The organism is Afipia sp. P52-10, assembly GCF_000516555.1.
Taxonomy (GTDB): domain Bacteria; phylum Pseudomonadota; class Alphaproteobacteria; order Rhizobiales; family Xanthobacteraceae; genus P52-10.
The window spans coordinates 1,362,488-1,380,298 of sequence record NZ_AZSJ01000003.1 but is presented as its reverse complement, the minus strand read 5'-3'; the positions used below and the strand labels follow the sequence as shown (position 1 = coordinate 1,380,298).

The window sequence follows — 17,811 nt, the reverse complement described above, 5'->3', positions numbered from 1 at the left end:
TTGCGCCTCTCTTAATCAGCCAGTCATCAGCCGGGATCGTATGCCCACGCGCTTCGTCGATGTTCTTGCGCCGGTCGCACTCGATCGCACTTACTCCTACCGTGTGCCGGATGGTCTCGACCTGAAGGCGGGCGATATTGTGTCGGTGCCGCTCGGCGCGCGCACCATCACCGGTGTCGTCTGGGCCGACAATGCATCGCCCGAGCCCCGCCTGCACAACCGGCTGAAGGATGTGAGCGAGAAGCTCGACCTGCCGCCGTTGCAGGCGGAGCTGCGCGGCTTCGTCGACTGGGTTGCCGACTACACGCTGTCGTCGCGCGGCATGGTGCTGCGGATGACGTTGCGCATGGGCGAGGAGCTGGGGCCCGAGCGGGTGCGGCTCGGCGTACGGCTGGTGGGTCCCGCGCCGCAGCGGCTGACGCCTGCGCGGCGGCGGCTGATCGCGCTGCTCTCGGACGGGTTCCTGCGCGCGAAGTCGGAGGCGGCAAGCGAGGCCGGCGTCAGCACCAGCGTCATCGACGGGCTGGTGGATGAAGGCACGCTCGAAGTGATGCCGCTGCCGAAGCCGCCGCCGGAGCCCGCGCCCGATCCCGAATTCGCGGTGCCGGAGTTCTCGCCCACGCAGCAGGGCCCCGCCGAGGCGATGCGGACGTTTGCTGCGCGTGAGGGGTTTGGCGTCGCGCTGCTCGATGGCGTTACCGGCTCGGGCAAGACCGAGGTTTATTTCGAGGCGGTCGCGGAGGTGCTGCGCAAGGGCAAGCAGGCGTTGCTGCTGATGCCGGAGATCGCACTCACCGGCCAGTTCCTCGATCGCTTCGCGGCCCGCTTCGGCGTGCGGCCGCATGAGTGGCATTCGGAGCTGACGCCGCGCCGCCGTGCCCGCACCTGGGCGGCGGTGGCGTCGGGTGAGGCGCATGTCGTCGTCGGCGCGCGCTCGGCGCTGTTTCTGCCCTACGCGGATCTCGGCCTGATCGTCGTCGATGAGGAGCACGACCAGGCCTACAAGCAGGACGAGGGCACGCATTATCATGCGCGCGACATGGCGGTGGTGCGCGGCCATATCGCGAAAATCCCGGTGGTGCTGTCGTCGGCGACGCCGTCGGTGGAAACCGAGGTCAATGCGCGCAAGGGCCGCTACCAGCGCATCGCGTTGCCGTCGCGCTTCGGCGGCCAGCACATGCCGCATATCGCGCCGATCGATCTGCGCAGCGAGGCGCCGCCGCGCGGCCGCTTCATTTCGCCGGCGCTGGCGGGGGCGGTGCGCGATGCGATCGAACGGCGCGAGCAGGCGCTCTTGTTTCTCAACCGGCGCGGCTATGCGCCGCTGACGCTGTGCCGCGCCTGTGGTCATCGCTTCGCGTGCAACATCTGCGATGCGTGGCTGGTCGATCACCGCTTTCGCCAGCGCCTCGTCTGTCATCATTGCGGGTTCTCGATGCCGCGGCCGCACGTCTGCCCGCAATGTCAGGCGGAGGAGTCGCTTGCCGCCATCGGTCCGGGTGTCGAGCGGTTGCAGGAGGAAGTCGCAGCGCTGTTTCCGGAAGCACGGACCATGGTGCTGTCGAGCGATCTGATCACCTCGATCGAAACCATGCGCGCGGAGCTGAACGAGATCGCCGAAGGCCGCGTCGACATCATCATCGGCACGCAACTCGTCGCCAAGGGCCACCACTTTCCACGGCTGAATCTGGTTGGCGTCGTCGATGCGGATCTCGGCCTCGGCAATGGCGACCCGCGCGCCGCCGAACGTACCTTCCAACTGCTGAACCAGGTGATCGGCCGCGCCGGCCGCGAGGCCGGGCAGGGGGTCGGCTATTTGCAGACGCATCAGCCGCAGCATCCGGTGATGCGGGCGCTGGTCACCTGCGATCGCGAGGCGTTCTACGCGAGCGAGATCGAGGCGCGGGAGCGCACCGGCTATCCGCCGTTCGGGCGGCTGGCGAGCCTGGTCGTCTCGGCGGGCGAGCGGGCAATGGCGGAGGGATTTGCGCGGCAGCTCGCCGCGTGCGCGCCGCTGGATGACGCGGTGAAGGTGCTGGGGCCTGCGGAGGCGCCGCTGGCCGTGGTGCGCGGGCGTTACCGCTACCGCCTGCTGGTCAAGTCTCAGCGCGGCTACGACCTGTCCGGCTATTTGCGCGACTGGCTGGCGGCGGCCCCGAAGCCGAAGGGAACCCTCAAGCTCGAGGTGGATGTCGATCCGCAGAGCTTCCTGTGAGGTCCGCCGGCGGGCTGCCCGCGTGCGGCGCGGGCTGCAGAAACGTTCTCGTCCCGCCATCGGGACCCGATGACGGGACGAGAAAGCGCGGGGACGTTCAAGTCTGGCCTGACGCCCGCACCGAATGTTCGGGAGCAGAACGGTATCGGTTGAAAGGTTACTGAACTTCGGCGACGACGTGGCCGACGCCGCGGCCGGTCAGGCCGATGGCCTGTGCTGCGCCCTTGGACAGGTCGAGCACGCGTCCGCGGATGAACGGACCCCGGTCATTGACCGTCACGACCACGCTGCGGCCGGCGTGGGTAACCTTGAGCCGGGTGCCGAATGGCAGGGTCCGGTGGGCGGCGGTCAGGCCCATGGGGTTGAAGCGGGCGCCGGAGGCCGTGCGTTTGCCGGACTCGAAGCCGTAATACGAGGCTGTTCCTGCGAAGGAGCCGCTGCTGATGGAAGCGTTGGCATTGCGCCAGCTTTTGCGGGCTTTGGCTTCGCCGGCCGTTGCCCCGGTAATGATGAGCGCTGTTGCGGCGGCCATGGTGAGCATTGAGCGAGTTGCAAGCTTGCGCGCTGTCGCGCGAGTAGTCTTTGTACGCATTCACCTGTCCCTTGAACGTATTTACGTTCGTTTTGTTGAATAGAATTGCCCCTGTCCCGAAGCGGGGCGCGAGTTCACCTCAGAATTGGGCGTAAAAGTGACGGGTCAGGCGAGGCTTAAAATCTTCATAGTTGTGACCAAGATTGCCTAAAAAACTGCTTTGCTTGAAAATGACTTGTCATTAACAACTTATTAACGCTGAACGGTCGGTCTATACTGTGAAACGAAGAATTCGAGCCGCTGCCACAAGAAGATGAACGAATCGTTGCGGCATGCGTGTCGCGCGGGGCTGCCTGAGCTGAGCGGGCAGCAGCGTACCGTGAAGCCGGGCGCGCCGGCTCAGGCTCGGCGTCAGAATGTCAGGCGAAACCCGCCCCGACCGCGCGATCGCGCCGCACAGCAGTTCAGGCCGGTTTCACGCTGCGATGCCCGCCATCGGGCGAACGGTGCTCGGCTCCGAAGCTGGAAGTCCGTTCAGCGCGGGTGCCGCAAACGGCGTCTTCACTGCGTCCAGATTTTCCGCGCGACCAAGTGTCCTCCGCGCCACAAACAGGCGCGTGTGCGTCATGGCCGTGTTGCGCGCCTTCGTGGCCCATGTTAGCAAACCGGCGATTTTCTGCGGCTCGGGGGGTTCGGGGCCTGCGAAGAATCGAAGTTCCGATTGAATTCCAAGGGCTTGGCGTCGCCTCCCAGCGAAGTTTTTCCTTGCGAGTTCGACAGCTTTAAAGAGCGCTTTCGTGGCAGATGACAATCCGAACGTCTCGGGCGTAGCCGGCCGTTATGCGACGGCCTTGTTTGAACTGGCGCGCGACGAAAAATCCGTCGATGCCGTCAAGGCCGATCTCGACAAGTTTGACGCGATGATCGCCGACAGTGCCGATCTCGCCCGGCTGGTGCGCAGCCCGGTGTTCACCGCCGACGCTCAGGGCAAGGCGCTGACCGCGGTGCTGGACAAGGCCGGCATCGGCGGCATCTCGGCGAAGTTCCTGAAAGTGCTGACCGCCAACCGCCGCCTGTTCGCGGTGCGGGACGTGATCCGCGCCTACCGCACGCTGGTCGCCCGCTTCAAGGGCGAGGCTTCGGCGGAAGTGACCGTCGCCGAGCAGCTCAGCGACAAGAATCTCGAGGCGCTCAAGAGCGCCCTGAAATCCGTGACGGGGAAGGATGTCGACCTCAAGGTGAAGGTCGATCCGGCAATCATCGGCGGGCTGGTCGTCAAGCTCGGCAGCCGGATGGTTGATTCCTCGGTCCGTACCAAACTCAATTCGATCAAGAACGCGATGAAAGAGGCAGGCTGATGGATATCCGCGCCGCGGAAATTTCCGCAATCCTCAAGGACCAGATCAAGAATTTCGGTCAGGAGGCTGAGGTTACCGAAGTCGGACAGGTGCTGTCCGTTGGTGACGGCATCGCCCGCGTCTACGGTCTCGACAACGTCCAGGCGGGCGAAATGGTCGAGTTCGAAAACGGCGTGCGCGGCATGGCGCTGAACCTCGAAACCGACAACGTCGGCGTCGTGATCTTCGGCAACGACCGCGAGATCAAGGAAGGCCAGACGGTCAAGCGCACCCGCGCCATCGTCGATACGCCGGTCGGCAAGGGGCTGCTCGGCCGCGTCGTTGACGCGCTCGGCAACCCGATCGACGGCAAGGGCCCGATCCAGGCGACCGAGCGTCGCCGCGTCGACGTCAAGGCGCCGGGCATCATTCCGCGCAAGTCGGTGCACGAGCCGATGGCCACCGGCCTCAAGGCGATCGACGCGCTGATCCCGATCGGCCGCGGCCAGCGCGAGCTGATCATCGGCGACCGTCAGACCGGCAAGACCGCGATCGCCCTCGACACCATCCTCAACCAGAAGCCGCTCAACGTGGCCGGTTCGCCGGAGAGCCAGAAGCTCTACTGCGTCTACGTCGCCGTCGGCCAGAAGCGCTCCACCGTCGCTCAGTTCGTGAAGGTGCTGGAAGAGCAGGGCGCGCTGGAATACTCGATCGTCGTTGCCGCCACCGCGTCCGATCCGGCGCCGATGCAGTATCTCGCGCCGTTCACCGGCTGCACCATGGGTGAGTACTTCCGCGACAACGGCATGCACGCCGTGATCATTTATGACGACCTGTCGAAGCAGGCCGTCGCCTACCGCCAGATGTCGCTGCTGCTGCGCCGCCCGCCGGGCCGCGAGGCTTATCCGGGTGACGTGTTCTATCTGCACTCCCGCCTGCTCGAGCGCGCGGCGAAGATGAACGACAGCCTCGGCGCCGGTTCGCTCACCGCGCTGCCGGTGATCGAGACCCAGGCGAACGACGTGTCGGCCTACATTCCGACCAACGTCATCTCGATCACCGATGGTCAGATCTTCCTCGAAACCGACCTGTTCTATCAGGGCATTCGCCCGGCGGTGAACGTCGGTCTGTCGGTGTCGCGCGTCGGCTCGTCGGCGCAGACCAAGGCGATGAAGAAGGTTGCGGGCAAGATCAAGGGCGAGCTTGCGCAGTACCGCGAAATGGCGGCGTTCGCGCAGTTCGGCTCCGATCTCGACGCCTCGACCCAGCGCCTGCTGAACCGCGGTTCGCGTCTGACCGAGCTGTTGAAGCAGCCGCAGTTCTCGCCGCTGAAGATGGAAGAGCAGGTGATCGTGATCTATGCCGGCGTGAACGGCTATCTCGACCCGATCCCGCTGAACCGCGTGCGCGCGTTCGAGGACGGTCTGCTCTCGCTGCTGCGCGGCAAGCACGTCGACATCCTCAACACGATCCGCGACTCGCGCGATCTGGATGATGCGACCGCCGCCAAGCTGAAGGACGTTGTCGACAGCTTCGCGAAGTCGTTCGCGTAAAGTCAGGAGCGCTGCTTAAGTCATGGCCAGCCTCAAGGACATGCGCGTCCGCATCGCCTCCACCAAGGCGACGCAGAAGATCACCAAGGCCATGCAGATGGTGGCCGCCTCCAAGCTGCGCCGTGCCCAGACGGCGGCGGAAGCCGCGCGTCCGTATGCGGAGCGGATGGAGACCGTGATCGGCAACATCGCCGGCGCGGTGGCTGCCACCGGCAACGCCAGCCCGCTGCTCGCCGGCACCGGCAACGACAAGGTCCACCTGCTGCTGGTCTGCACCGGCGAGCGCGGCCTGTCGGGCGCTTTCAACTCGTCGATCGTGCGTCTCGCGCGCGAGCGGGCGCTGCGGCTGATGAGCGAAGGCAAGGATGTGAAGTTCTTCTGCGTCGGCCGTAAAGGCTACGAGCAGCTTCGCCGCCAGTTCGACAAGCAGATCGTCGAGCACATGGATCTGCGCGGCGTTCGCCAGCTTGCTTTCGGCAACGCCGAGGAGATCGCGCAGAAGGTGCTGGCCCGCTTCAACGCCGGCGAGTTCGACGTCTGCACGCTGTTCTTTGCCCGCTTCAAGTCGGTGATCGCACAGCTGCCGACCGCCCAGCAGATCATTCCGCTGGTGCTCGAAGAGAAGAAGGCTGCCGCCGGCGAGCCGGCCGCTGCCTACGACTACGAGCCGGAGGAAGACCAGATCCTCAATGACCTGCTGCCGCGCAACATCGCGGTGCAGATCTTCCGCGCGCTGCTCGAGAACAACGCATCGTTCTACGGCGCGCAGATGAGCGCCATGGACAACGCCACCCGCAACGCGGGCGAGATGATCCGCAAGCAGACGCTCACCTACAACCGTACACGCCAGGCGATGATCACGAAGGAACTGATCGAAATCATCTCCGGCGCCGAGGCCGTTTAACGCGTACAACCGAAGAGGTGTGTCATGGCCTATGTGACGAAAGCGACGACGAAGGGTGGCCGCAACGGACGTGCGATGCTCGACGACGGCGGTCTCGCACTGGCGATGGCGCTGCCGAAGGAGCTCGGCGGCGCAGGCGACGGGCATAATCCCGAGCAGCTGTTCGCGCTCGGTTACTCCTCCTGCTTCGGCCAGGCGCTGCTGGTGCTCGGCAAGAAGCACGGCATCGACGCGCAGGTCGCGAAGGTGACCTGCGAAGTCACGTTGAACACCGACGGCGGGTTCTCGCTGTCGGCCGAGCTGAAAGTCTCGGTGCCGGGCGCCGACAAGGCCAAGGTTCAGGCCCTCGTCGAGGAAGCCCACACCGTTTGTCCCTATTCCAAGGCGACGAAGGGCAATATGCCCGTCAAGCTGACCGTCGTCTAAGACCGCATTCGAAGGAGAAATATCTATGGCCNCCCCCGCCAATCAGGTTGGACGCGTCACGCAGGTCGTCGGCGCCGTCGTGGACGTGCAGTTCGAAGGCCACCTGCCGGCGATTCTGAACTCGCTGGAGACGAAGAACGGCGACAACCGCCTCGTGCTCGAAGTCGCCCAGCATCTCGGCGAATCGACCGTCCGCGCGATCGCGATGGACACCACCGAAGGTCTGGTGCGTGGTCAGGAAGTCACCGACACCGGCGAGCCGATCGCGGTGCCGGTGGGTCTCGGTACCCTCGGCCGCATCATCAACGTGGTCGGCGATCCGATCGACGAGTGCGGCCCGGTCGCTTCGGAAGGCCAGCGCGCCATTCACCAGCCCGCGCCGTCCTACACCGACCAGTCGACCGAAGCGGAAATCCTCGTCACCGGCATCAAGGTGGTGGACCTGCTCGCACCGTATGCCAAGGGCGGTAAGATCGGCCTGTTCGGCGGCGCCGGCGTCGGCAAGACCGTGCTCATTCAGGAGCTGATCAACAACGTCGCCAAGGCGCACGGCGGTTACTCGGTGTTCGCCGGCGTCGGCGAGCGGACCCGCGAAGGCAACGATCTCTATCACGAGTTCATCGAGTCGGGCGTGAACAAGAAGGGCGGCGGCGAAGGCTCCAAGTGCGCCCTCGTGTTCGGCCAGATGAACGAGCCGCCGGGCGCCCGCGCCCGCGTCGGCCTCACCGGTCTGACCATCGCCGAACACTTCCGCGATCAGGGCCAGGACGTGCTGTTCTTCGTCGACAACATCTTCCGCTTCACCCAGGCGGGCTCGGAAGTGTCGGCGCTGCTCGGCCGCATTCCGTCGGCGGTGGGCTATCAGCCGACGCTCGCCACCGACATGGGCGCGCTGCAGGAGCGCATCACCACCACGACCAAGGGCTCGATTACGTCGGTGCAGGCGATTTACGTGCCGGCCGACGACTTGACCGACCCGGCGCCGGCCACCTCGTTCGCCCACTTGGATGCGACCACGGTGTTGAACCGCGCGATCTCGGAAAAGGGCATCTATCCGGCGGTGGACCCGCTCGACTCCACCTCGCGCATGCTGTCGCCGATGATCGTCGGCGAGGAGCACTACGCGACCGCCCGCATGGTTCAGCAGATTCTCCAGCGCTATAAGGCGCTGCAGGACATCATCGCCATTCTCGGCATGGACGAGCTGTCGGAAGAGGACAAGATCACGGTCGCGCGCGCCCGCAAGATCGAGCGCTTCCTGTCGCAGCCGTTCCACGTCGCCGAAGTGTTCACCGGCTCGCCGGGCAAGTTCGTCGAACTCACCGACACCATCAAGGGCTTCAAGGGCCTTTGCGAAGGCAAGTACGATCACCTGCCGGAGGCGGCCTTCTACATGGTCGGCACCATCGAAGAGGCGGTCGAGAAGGGCAAGAAGCTCGCTGCCGAGGCGGCGTAAGCTTGGCATTCGCCGGCGTCGGGCCTGGCCCGGCGCCGCGTCAAGGCGTTGAGCGACAGACCCGCGGGACCTGCCCGCGGGTGGCAACTTTTAAGAGAACGGTTCGATGGCCACCTTTCATTTCGATCTCGTGTCCCCTGAGAAGCTGGTGTTTTCCGGCGAGGTCGAGCAGGTCGATATTCCCGGCAGCGAGGGCGATTTCGGCGTCATGGCGGGGCACGCGCCGCTGGTCGCCACCGTTCGTCCTGGAATCATGACCGTGACCGCCGGCGGCAAGCAGGAAAAGATCGTGGTGCTCGGCGGGCTTGCCGAGATCTCCGCCAAGGGCCTCACGGTGCTCGCCGACGTGGCGACCTCCGTCGCCGATATCGATCGTGTTCAGTTCGCGAAGACGGTCGCGCAGATGGAAGCCGATATCGCCAAGGCGGCGCAGGGCAGCCAGCTCGATCGCGAGATCGAGCGTCTGGATCACTTCAAGACCGTGCTGCAGCACCTCGAAGGCACGGCGATGCACTGAGCGGGTTCGGAGAAGCGCAAGGGCTTCTTCCGAAGCGATCACGTTTCGAACGCAAAGAGAGCGCGACAGCCTGCCGGCTTCGCGCTCTCTTCATGTGACGATCAAGCGATAGCGTGCTGAGCGTCAGCCGGTGGTGGCGGGCACCTTGTCGGTCGCGCCTTCCACCGTCGCATGCAGATGCGCGACCAGCTTTGGATCGAGCTTCAGCCGTGCCGCGAGCATGTCGAGATAGGCACGCTCGGCAGCATTGTCGACATCGATCGCGAGCAGCGAGGCCACATAGATCTCGGCGGCCTCTTCCGGGGTGCGTGCTGCCCGCGCCACCGAATCGATGTCGAGCGGCTTGCGCAATTCGTCGATCACGAAAGCCTTGTCGTCCGCATCGAGCGGCATCTTGTCCATCTCGGCGAAGATGTTGGTCTGCTCGGTCGCGTCCACATGGCCATCGGCCTTGGCCGCGGCGATCATCGCCCGCAGCAGATTGCGGCTCAGCGATTGCTGCTCGGTTTCGCCGGCCGGGTTGAACGGCGTGTCGTGCGGTGGCGGCAGCATCGGCACGGAGGCCTGCGCCGGTGCCTGCGGCGCCTGGCCCGCCTGCCAGTTCCGATAGGCCTGATAGGCGAGCGCACCCACCACGGCCATTCCGCCGAGCGTCAGCGCGTTGCCGGCGAGCTTGCGGCCCTTCTTTGAGCCGAGCAGCACGGAGGCGAGGCCTCCGGCGAGCGCGCCGCCGCCAAAGCCGCCGAGCACGCCGCCGAGATTGCCGCCGCCGCGGTTCAGCATGTCGCCCGCGCCGCGCGCGAGATCGCTCCATGGCGATGCGCCCTGATGCGGGTGACGTGGATCGCCCTGGCCGCCGAGGAACTGGTCAAGCAAACGCTTTGCATCGAACATGGGTGGAAGAGCCTCGCAGGTTGATATTTTTCAAAAGCAGGTTGGTCGTCAGACCGCCGGGCTTAGATCGCGACTAAAAATGGCGCCGCAATGCCGCACCTGTGCGGCCGAATGTCCGGCGAGCGCTGCGATTTGCCGCAGCGGAACCGCGTCAGCGGGATGCGAAGCGGGCGAAGGCCTGGGCGACGGCGCGATACACATCGCCGCGGAACGGCACCACGAGATCGGCGACCCGATCCAGCCGCTCCCAGCGCCAGGCATCGAACTCCGGCGGCATGCCGTTGCGCGGCGTCAGCGGATCGATCTCGCCGTCTTGTCCGGTGAAGCGCAGCGCGAACCACTTCTGCCGCTGGCCGCGGAACTTGGAGAGCCGGTGCTCGGGACCGAGATAGGGCGGAAATTCGTAGGTGAGCCAGTCGGTCTCGTCGAGATAGTCGGCGCTGGTGACGCCGGTTTCCTCCCACAGTTCGCGGAAGGCCGCCTTGCGCGGGTCCTCCTCTGGATCGATGCCGCCTTGCGGCATCTGCCATTCGAGACCCGGCTGAATGATTTCGGGGCCATCGTCCTTGAAGCGATGGGCGATCAGCACGCGGCCGTCACGGTTGAACAAGGCGATGCCGACATTGGCACGGTATGGTTTATCCTCGTTCATCGGCCGTCATTCCCTCGCCCCAAGGCGCTCACTGCGCGAGCAGATGGCGGAAGTAGCTGATGGTTTCCTTCAGGCCGTCCTCGACAGTCACCTTCGGCTCCCAGCCGAGCTTTTCGCGCGCGAGCGTGATATCCGGCTGGCGCTGCCGCGGATCATCCGCGGGCAGCGGCAGAAACACGAGCTTCGATCGCGAGCCGGTGAGCTGCAGGATCATCTCGGCGAGCTCGCGGATGGTGGATTCGCGCGGGTTGCCGAGGTTGACCGGGCCGATGAAATCCTCGCCCGCCGCCATCAGCCGCTGGAAGCCGTCGAGCAGGTCGCTGACGTAGCAGAACGATCGCGTCTGGTTGCCGTCGCCATAGAGCGTGATGTCGTGGCCGGAGAGCGCCTGCACGATGAAGTTCGATACCACGCGGCCGTCGTTCGGGTGCATGCGCGGGCCGTAGGTGTTGAAGATGCGCGCGACCTTGATCCGCACCTTGTGCTGGCGGTGGTAGTCGAAGAACAGCGTCTCCGCCGCGCGCTTGCCCTCGTCGTAACAGGCGCGCACGCCGAGCGGATTGACGTGCCCCCAATAGTGCTCCGGCTGCGGATGCACGGTCGGGTCGCCATACACCTCGCTGGTAGAGGCCTGGAAGATCCGCGCGCGGGTGCGCTTGGCGAGCCCCAGCATGTTGATCGCACCGTGCACGCTGGTCTTCAGGGTCTGCACCGGATCGTACTGATAGTGGATCGGCGAGGCCGGGCAGGCGAGATTGTAGATGTCGTCGACCTCCACATAGAGCGGGAAGGTCACGTCATGGCGCATCACCTCGAACCGCGGCTTGTCGAGCAGGTGCTCGATATTGCGGCGGCGGCCGGTGAAGTAGTTGTCCACGCACAGCACGTCGTGGCCGGCGGCGATCAACAGGTCGCACAAATGCGAGCCGATGAAGCCCGCGCCGCCGCTGACCAGAATCCGGTTTGATGCTTGCATGGGTGTCCGTGTGGCGCCTGGAAGGCGGGGAATCCGCCTCACGGTTGAATGGCAAGAAACCGCGGTCTCCGCAAGCGCCGGACCACCGCCAGAGGCCATGATCCGCGTAAAATAATTCAATTCTATCAATGGGTTTGATAACGCGCGGCGAAGTGATAGGAAGAGGGCCTCGTTTGTTCAACCAGCCCCGTGCAATGCCAAGCCCCGTCGATATTTCCCGCGCCCGCATCCTGGAGATCGGCGGCAGTTTTTTCAAACTGGAGTACCCGGAGCGCACCACCTCGCTGTGGTCGACGCCGCGGCTGCCGCAGGAAGGCGAGCCGATCGACGGCTTCTCGACGCCGGATCGCGTGTTGCGTGCGCTGCGCGATGCCAGGCGCGGGCTCTACGACGTGATCATCGTCAACACGCTGCGCTATTCGCCGTGGCATCCGCGCTACTGGGCGCGCGGGCCGTTCTATACCCCACGGCAGCCATGGGCGTCGGTGTCGCGGCCGTTCGGCATCAGCATGCTGCGCTGGGTGAAGGTGCCGGTGCCGCTGATCGCCATCGACATGGACGACGCGTTCGGCATCGGCAAGAGTTCGGTGTTCCTGCTCGACAAGGCGAAGATCTTCTTCAAGCGCGAGCTGCCGGTCGACAAGTGGCAGGTGCTGTATGGTTCGGCGCATCCGCATCTGCCGACGCTGCGCTATCGCAACAGCGATGCCTGGCGGCGGCGCATGGAGGTGCTGCGGCCGATCTCGCTGCCGCAGTTTCGCTATGACGCGAGCTGGCGCGATCGGCCGTTTCCGGAGAAGACCCACGACATCTTCTTCTCCGGCGGCATCCGCGGCAACTCCACCGTGCGCAGCGCGGGCCTGCCGGAGCTCGAACGCTTGAAGGCGCTGGGCTACAAGATCGATCAGCCGACGGAGCGGCTGCCCTACGACGCGTTCCTGGAACGGATGTCGCGCTCCTGGCTCGCCTGGTCGCCGGAAGGCATGGGCTGGGACTGCAACCGGCACTACGAGGCCGGCATCGCGCAGGCGGTGCCGGTGATGAATCATCCGACCATCATCCGCCATCAGCCGCTGCGCGAAGGCGTGCACGGCATCTACTACGACGTGGAGCCGGGCGGGTTGGAGCGTGCGGTGGTGGCGGCGCTCGCCGACAAGGCGCGCTTGAAGCAGATGGCGATCGCCGCACGCGAGCACGTCTTCGCCCATCACATCCGCAGCGCCTATTGCGAGCATATCCTGCGCGCCGCGTTCGATCAGGAGTGAAGCGGGATCGGGTTCGGCGGTGCGCCGGCCGCAACGGCCGCGAACCGGCGCCCGCATGCAAACGCGCTAGCCGAAGCGTGCGAATTCCTTCACGACGCGCTCATAGACCGGCCGTTTGAACGGCACGATCAACTCGGGAAGATTCTGCATCGGCTCCCAGCGCCAGTCGATGAACTCCTGCTTGTGTCCGGCCGGGCTGACCACGTTGATCTCCGCGTCGTGGCCCGCGAAGCGCATCGCGTACCACTTCTGCTTCTGCCCGCGATAGCGGCCCTTCCAGGTGCGGCCGGCGACGGTGCGCGGAATATCGTAGGTCAGCCAGTCCGAGATTTCGGCAAGCTTCTCCACCGAGCGTACGCCGGTTTCTTCCATCAGCTCGCGTTTGGCGGCGGTCCACGTGTCTTCGCCGGGATCGACGCCGCCTTGCGGCATCTGCCAGACATGCGTGCTGTCGACGTGCTCGATGCCGCCGGCGCGGCGGCCGATGAACACGCGCCCATCCTTGTTGATCAGCATCACGCCGACGCAGGCGCGATAGGGCAGGTCCTCGTAACGTGTCATGTCCGGCGGCCTTCTGCGCTTCGGAGGTGGCCGGGCGGCCGCCAGGATCGAGATCCAAAGCGCGATGACGTCGTTTTCGTCATCCTGCTCACCTCCTCAAGTTGAGCACGACCCTATGCCGATCATGCCTAGCTCGATTTTGGTTTTTGCATCGCTGTTGTCAACGGCACAAGCAGGATGCCCCGGCCCTCGAGCAGCTTCGTCCACGCGCCGATCCGCTCGATCGAAACCGGCAGAGCCGAGGCGGTTCCGATCGCCGTGCCGCGCTGCCGCGCCAGCGTCTCGAGCTGTGCCAGCGCGCGATCGATCTCGCTCGTCGTCGGCACGGTGTCGATGGTCAGATCGGCTTTTGCAAACGGCACATTCAACCCTTGCGCGAGCGCGCCGGCAACGCTGCGCGTGGCTGTGCCATCGTCGAAGTAGGCAAGCCCGCGTTTGGCGGCCTCGCGCAGCATCGGCTGCATGGCCGCATCGGTTGCGGCGAACTTCGCGCCCATGAAGTTGGCGAGACCGGCATAGCCCTGGAAGCGGCTGAGATGCCAAGCCAGATGGTCGAGGTTTTGTTCGGCGGTGGCGGTCGCGAGCAGCGTGCGCGGCCCGGGATCGTTGTCGGGGTAGTCGAACGGCTCCATCGGCACCTGCAGCAGCACCTCATGTCCCTGGCTGCGGGCGCGCTCGACCAGGCGCGCCGGATCCGAGCCGTAGGGGGTGAAGGCGAGCGTCACCGCGCCGGGCAGCTTCATGATGGCGTCGTTGGTCTTGGCGGCACCGACGCCGAGACCGCCGATGACGATGGCGATCGACGGCATGGTGGCGGCCCGCGCGCGCAACGCATCGGTGCCCGCGGCATAGACCGAGGACGACCTCAGCCCGTCCGCGACGGCCGGGATCATGCCGTAGCGGGAGGATTCCAGCAGCCGCGGATTGATGCCGGTCATCGTTGGCGCAGTCGTAGTGGGCGCAGTCATCGCGCCGCCGCCCTGCTCTGCCGCCAGCGGCTCCTGGCTGGTTCCGGGCACCTTGAAGTCTTTCCGTGCCCCGCTGGTGCCGTCGATGATGGTGACAGTCCGTTGCTCTGCGGGCGCGGGCGGCTGCCGGACGATCACCGGATCGGCCGCGGTTTGCGTCGCCGGCGATTGCGATGGGGCCGCCGCCTGCGGGGCAGCGGGCGCGGTATCGAGGGCGACGCGCGCCATCGGCTCGCCGCCGAGCGGATTGTCGTTGAAGAGCGCCACGCCGACGAAGCCGAGCAGGAATGCCGCCAGCAGCCCGGACAGGGCCTGGGTCGCACTGAAGGGCAGCCGGAAGCGCCGCTTGCGGACGAAGGTCCTGCCGAGGGGAGTGTTCAGATCGTCGGTCGTCAAGGCGTGCAAAATCCCCGCGAACCAGTCCCGCGAATCAATCTGCGGAACAATATCACGGGCGGATGGCGCCGGTGAGCAGCGACCGCTGCCGGACCGGGCTCGCGGCGGGCGGTACGATGCAGCCGGCCCCCGAGCCCTAAAGCGCGATGCGATCGGGATGAATCATCCTCGCGCTTTAGCTTCTTGTTTAAGCGTGATCTTTTCGGAAAACCGCTTCGCACTTGTCCGGATCATGCTCTAGCGCAGTTCTGACGCCAAGGATCGGATGAGACCGATCAAAACGAAAGGGGCGGCCTTGAGCCGCCCCCTTGGAACATGTCTTGCCGAATGGCTGGGTCAGTTGGCCGCCTTCTCGACCGGGGTCGGCGAGGCCGCATTGACCTTGACCCCGTGCAGCAGGTCGACCGCCATCTTCAGCGCCTTGTCGTCCTTGGCTTCCGGCGGCACGTAGGACTGCGATCCGGTCTGCTCATCGCCCTCGGCCTTGAGGTGGCCGCGCAGCGACGCTTCGCCCTTGGTGTCGGTGCGGGCCTTCAGCTCCTCCGGCACGTCCTGCAGCACCTCGACATCCGGGATGATGCCCTTGGCTTGGATCGACTTGCCCGACGGGGTGTAGTAGCGCGCGGTGGTCAGCCGCAGCGCGCCATTGCCCTGGCCAAGCGGGATGATCGTCTGCACCGAGCCCTTGCCGAACGAGCGCGTGCCGATCACGGTCGCCCGCTTGTGGTCCTGCAGCGCGCCCGCGACGATTTCCGAAGCCGAGGCCGAGCCGCCGTTGACCAGCACCATGATCGGCTTGCCCTTGGTGAGGTCGCCGGCCTTGGCGCTGCGCCGCTGGGTCTCCTCGGCATTGCGGCCGCGGGTGGAAACGATCTCGCCGCGCTCCAGGAACGAGTCGGAGACGGTCACCGCCTCTTCCAGGAGGCCGCCGGGATTGTTGCGCAGGTCGACGATGTAACCCTTGAGCTTGTCGCCGATCTGGTTCTGCAGGTTGGCGATCTCCTTCTTCAGGCCTTCGGTGGTCTGCTCGTTGAAGGAGGTGATGCGGATATAGGCGATGTCGTCCTGCTCGACGCGTGCGCGCACCGGACGGACGCGGATGTTCTCGCGCGTCAGCGTGATCTCAAGCGGCTTGTCCTGGCCCTTGCGGACGACCTTCAGCTTGATCTTGGTATTGACCGGGCCGCGCATCTTCTCGACCGCCTGGTTGAGCGTCAGGCCCTGCACGTTCTCGTCGTCGAGGGAGACGATCAGGTCGTTGGCAAGGATGCCGGCCTTCGAGGCCGGTGTATCGTCGATCGGCGAGACCACCTTCACCAGGCCGTCTTCCATGGTGACCTCGATGCCGAGGCCGCCGAATTCACCGCGCGTCTGCACGGTCATGTCTCGGAAGCTCTTCGCATCCATGTAGCTCGAATGCGGGTCGAGCCCGGTCAGCATGCCGCTGATCGCGCTCTCGACCAGCTTGCTGTCGTTGGGCTTCTCGACGTAGTCGGTGCGGACGCGTTCGAACACGTCGCCGAACAGGTTGAGCTGGCGGTAGGTATCGGAAGCTGCGGCGCGCGCCGATGAGCCGATCAGGGTGACGCGCGGCTGCGTCACGAGCAACGTGACCGCGGCACCGGCGGCAGCACTGAGGAGAACCAGGGAAGTCTTGCGCATCATCCGCGAACCTTTTCGCCTTCACTTGCGGTCCACCATGGACCTGGATCGATAGGAGTGTTGTCCTTGCGAAACTCGATATATAAGACCGGCTGACTGGGAGCCGCAGCCAAAATCGAAGCAACCTGAGAGGCCGTCCCCATCGTCCCCACCGGTTCTCCTGTCAGGACGAACTGGCCGATGTTAACCGAAATTCGCTCCATCCCGGCAAGCAAGACATGATACCCGCCACCGGCATTGAGGATCAAGAGTTGACCGTAGCTGCGGAACGGACCTGAATAGACAACCCAGCCATCGCACGGAGTTGTGACCTGCACCCCTGGGCGTGTTGCCACCGAAATGCCTCTTTCGGTGCCGCCCGTTCCATCGGAACTGCCGAATCCGCGTAATTTGACGCCGTTGACCGGCATCGGCAGCAGGCCCTTCGCCGAGGCGAAGGCGATGGCGGGGCTCAGCCGTCCGGGATCCTTCAGGGCGCCCATGTTCTTGCCGAGCGCCTTCGGCGTTCCGTGGCTGTTGGCGGCCGCGGCGGCCTTGGCGGCGCTCTTCAGATCCTGCTCCATCTTCGCGATCAGGTCGCGCAGGTTGTCGGCCTGCTTCGACAGCTCGGCCGCGCGCACCCGCTCGGCCTCCATGTCTTTCTCCACCGCGTTCTGCTTGCGCTGCCGCTCCTCGATCAGTGCGGCGAGCCGCCGCTGGTCGGTGTTGAGCGCGTCGCGATCGGCGATCAGCTTCTCGCGCTGCTCGGTGTTTTCCTTGCGAATGCTGACCAGATTGCCGAGGTCGCCGATCAGCCGCTCGGCGCGGGCGCGCATTTCCGGCACCACGGCACCGAGCAGCATCGCCGTGCGCAGCGATTGCAGCGCGTCTTCGGGGCGCACCATCAGCGCAGGCGGTGCGCGTCGTCCGGCGCGCTGCAGCGCGGCCAAGACTTCGGTGGTCTCCGCGCGCCGCGCATCGAGCGAGTTGCGGATCATCACCTCACGCTGATCGAGCATGCGCAACCGGTCCTCGGTTTCGGCAATGCGCTCCTCGATCGAGCGGACCCGCGCGGCGGTGTCGATCAGCTGCCGGTTGAGCTTGTTGCGGTCCTGGCCGATCTCGGCGATCTCGGCCTTCAGCTTGTTCTCGGCGTCGATCGCATCGCGTTGCCTGTTGCGGGCCTGTTCGAGTTCCTGCTCGTGCTTCTTGATGACGTCTTCGATCGCGGCGGTCGGCGGCTTCTTGTCGGTATCCGCCGCGGGCGCGGTTTCGGGTGGCGTTGCCGTGGCCACCGGGGGCGGCGGCGCGTCGGCGCCCTGCGCCAGTGCCGGGCGTGTGGCGTCGGTGGCGAGCAGGCCCACCGCGACGATGGTGACGCCGACAAGCGTGGGGGGCAGCCGAAAGCGGTTGCGGAGGGGCAGGTGCGCCAGGCGTCCGGCAGTCTTTGTGGTGATGGTGGACATCCGGTTCTTCGGAATCCGGCTCATGGCAATCCGCGTGTCGCCGCTCGTTCGG

General features: G+C 65.6%; 16 protein-coding genes. 8 read left to right on the top strand and 8 right to left on the bottom strand.

The window, feature by feature from the left end:
• Positions 1-40: 40 nt before the first annotated feature.
• Positions 41-2,215, top strand: coding sequence for a primosomal protein N' (locus X566_RS07840; RefSeq protein WP_034465009.1), 2,175 nt, complete (start codon positions 41-43; stop codon positions 2,213-2,215).
• A gap of 157 nt (positions 2,216-2,372) precedes the next feature.
• On the opposite strand, the gene X566_RS07835 is transcribed toward X566_RS07840, so the two are convergent.
• Positions 2,373-2,747 carry a septal ring lytic transglycosylase RlpA family protein gene (locus X566_RS07835; protein WP_244434777.1) on the bottom strand — a complete coding sequence of 125 codons (375 nt, stop codon included), beginning with the start codon at positions 2,745-2,747 and terminating at the stop codon, positions 2,373-2,375.
• A 797-nt stretch (positions 2,748-3,544) separates the two neighbouring features.
• On the opposite strand from X566_RS07835, the gene X566_RS07830 reads away from it, so the two are divergent.
• From X566_RS07830 to X566_RS07805, 6 genes are all read left to right on the top strand, one after another.
• A complete protein-coding gene (locus X566_RS07830; protein WP_034465006.1) occupies positions 3,545-4,105 on the top strand; it encodes a F0F1 ATP synthase subunit delta in 561 nt (186 codons plus the stop codon).
• Positions 4,105-5,637, top strand: coding sequence for a F0F1 ATP synthase subunit alpha (gene atpA / locus X566_RS07825; RefSeq protein WP_034465004.1), 1,533 nt, complete (start codon positions 4,105-4,107; stop codon positions 5,635-5,637). Before X566_RS07830 ends, atpA begins: the two co-directional genes overlap by 1 nt.
• Positions 5,638-5,659: 22 nt before the next feature.
• Positions 5,660-6,541 (top strand): F0F1 ATP synthase subunit gamma, encoded by an 882-nt coding sequence (locus X566_RS07820; protein WP_034465002.1) that lies wholly within the window; start codon positions 5,660-5,662, stop codon positions 6,539-6,541.
• Between the two features lie 24 nt (positions 6,542-6,565).
• Positions 6,566-6,967: an organic hydroperoxide resistance protein gene (locus X566_RS07815; protein WP_034465000.1), complete on the top strand. Its 402-nt coding sequence runs from the start codon at positions 6,566-6,568 to the stop codon at positions 6,965-6,967.
• A gap of 25 nt (positions 6,968-6,992) precedes the next feature.
• Complete coding sequence (gene atpD / locus X566_RS07810; protein WP_034464998.1) at positions 6,993-8,423, top strand: F0F1 ATP synthase subunit beta; 1,431 nt, start codon at positions 6,993-6,995, stop codon at positions 8,421-8,423.
• 106 nt (positions 8,424-8,529) lie between these two features.
• Positions 8,530-8,940: a F0F1 ATP synthase subunit epsilon gene (locus X566_RS07805; protein ID WP_034464995.1), complete on the top strand. Its 411-nt coding sequence runs from the start codon at positions 8,530-8,532 to the stop codon at positions 8,938-8,940.
• 123 nt (positions 8,941-9,063) lie between these two features.
• Here X566_RS07805 and X566_RS07800 read toward each other — a convergent pair whose 3' ends face one another.
• The 3 genes from X566_RS07800 to X566_RS07790 all read right to left on the bottom strand — a co-directional run bounded on the left by X566_RS07800 (position 9,064) and on the right by X566_RS07790 (position 11,462).
• A complete protein-coding gene (locus tag X566_RS07800; protein WP_034464993.1) occupies positions 9,064-9,834 on the bottom strand; it encodes a tellurite resistance TerB family protein in 771 nt (256 codons plus the stop codon).
• 151 nt (positions 9,835-9,985) lie between these two features.
• Complete coding sequence (locus X566_RS07795) at positions 9,986-10,486, bottom strand: RNA pyrophosphohydrolase (RefSeq protein ID WP_034464991.1); 501 nt, start codon at positions 10,484-10,486, stop codon at positions 9,986-9,988.
• A gap of 28 nt (positions 10,487-10,514) precedes the next feature.
• Entirely contained in the window at positions 10,515-11,462 is a 948-nt protein-coding gene (locus X566_RS07790) for a UDP-glucuronic acid decarboxylase family protein (RefSeq protein WP_034464989.1), read from the bottom strand.
• Positions 11,463-11,656: 194 nt separating this feature from the next.
• Here X566_RS07790 and X566_RS07785 point away from each other — a divergent pair, with 194 nt between their 5' ends.
• Positions 11,657-12,727: a glycosyltransferase gene (locus X566_RS07785; RefSeq protein WP_034464988.1), complete on the top strand. Its 1,071-nt coding sequence runs from the start codon at positions 11,657-11,659 to the stop codon at positions 12,725-12,727.
• A gap of 66 nt (positions 12,728-12,793) precedes the next feature.
• Here X566_RS07785 and X566_RS07780 read toward each other — a convergent pair whose 3' ends face one another.
• The 4 genes from X566_RS07780 to X566_RS07765 form a co-directional block, all read right to left on the bottom strand.
• Positions 12,794-13,288 carry an RNA pyrophosphohydrolase gene (locus X566_RS07780; protein WP_034464986.1) on the bottom strand — a complete coding sequence of 165 codons (495 nt, stop codon included), beginning with the start codon at positions 13,286-13,288 and terminating at the stop codon, positions 12,794-12,796.
• Positions 13,289-13,416: 128 nt separating this feature from the next.
• Positions 13,417-14,652, bottom strand: a complete 1,236-nt coding sequence (locus X566_RS07775) for a divergent polysaccharide deacetylase family protein (RefSeq protein WP_034464983.1) — start codon at positions 14,650-14,652, stop codon at positions 13,417-13,419.
• Positions 14,653-14,988: 336 nt separating this feature from the next.
• Positions 14,989-16,317 carry a S41 family peptidase gene (locus X566_RS07770; RefSeq protein WP_034464981.1) on the bottom strand — a complete coding sequence of 443 codons (1,329 nt, stop codon included), beginning with the start codon at positions 16,315-16,317 and terminating at the stop codon, positions 14,989-14,991.
• Positions 16,314-17,783: a murein hydrolase activator EnvC gene (locus X566_RS07765; RefSeq protein ID WP_244434704.1), complete on the bottom strand. Its 1,470-nt coding sequence runs from the start codon at positions 17,781-17,783 to the stop codon at positions 16,314-16,316. Before X566_RS07765 ends, X566_RS07770 begins: the two co-directional genes overlap by 4 nt.
• Positions 17,784-17,811 lie beyond the last annotated feature (28 nt).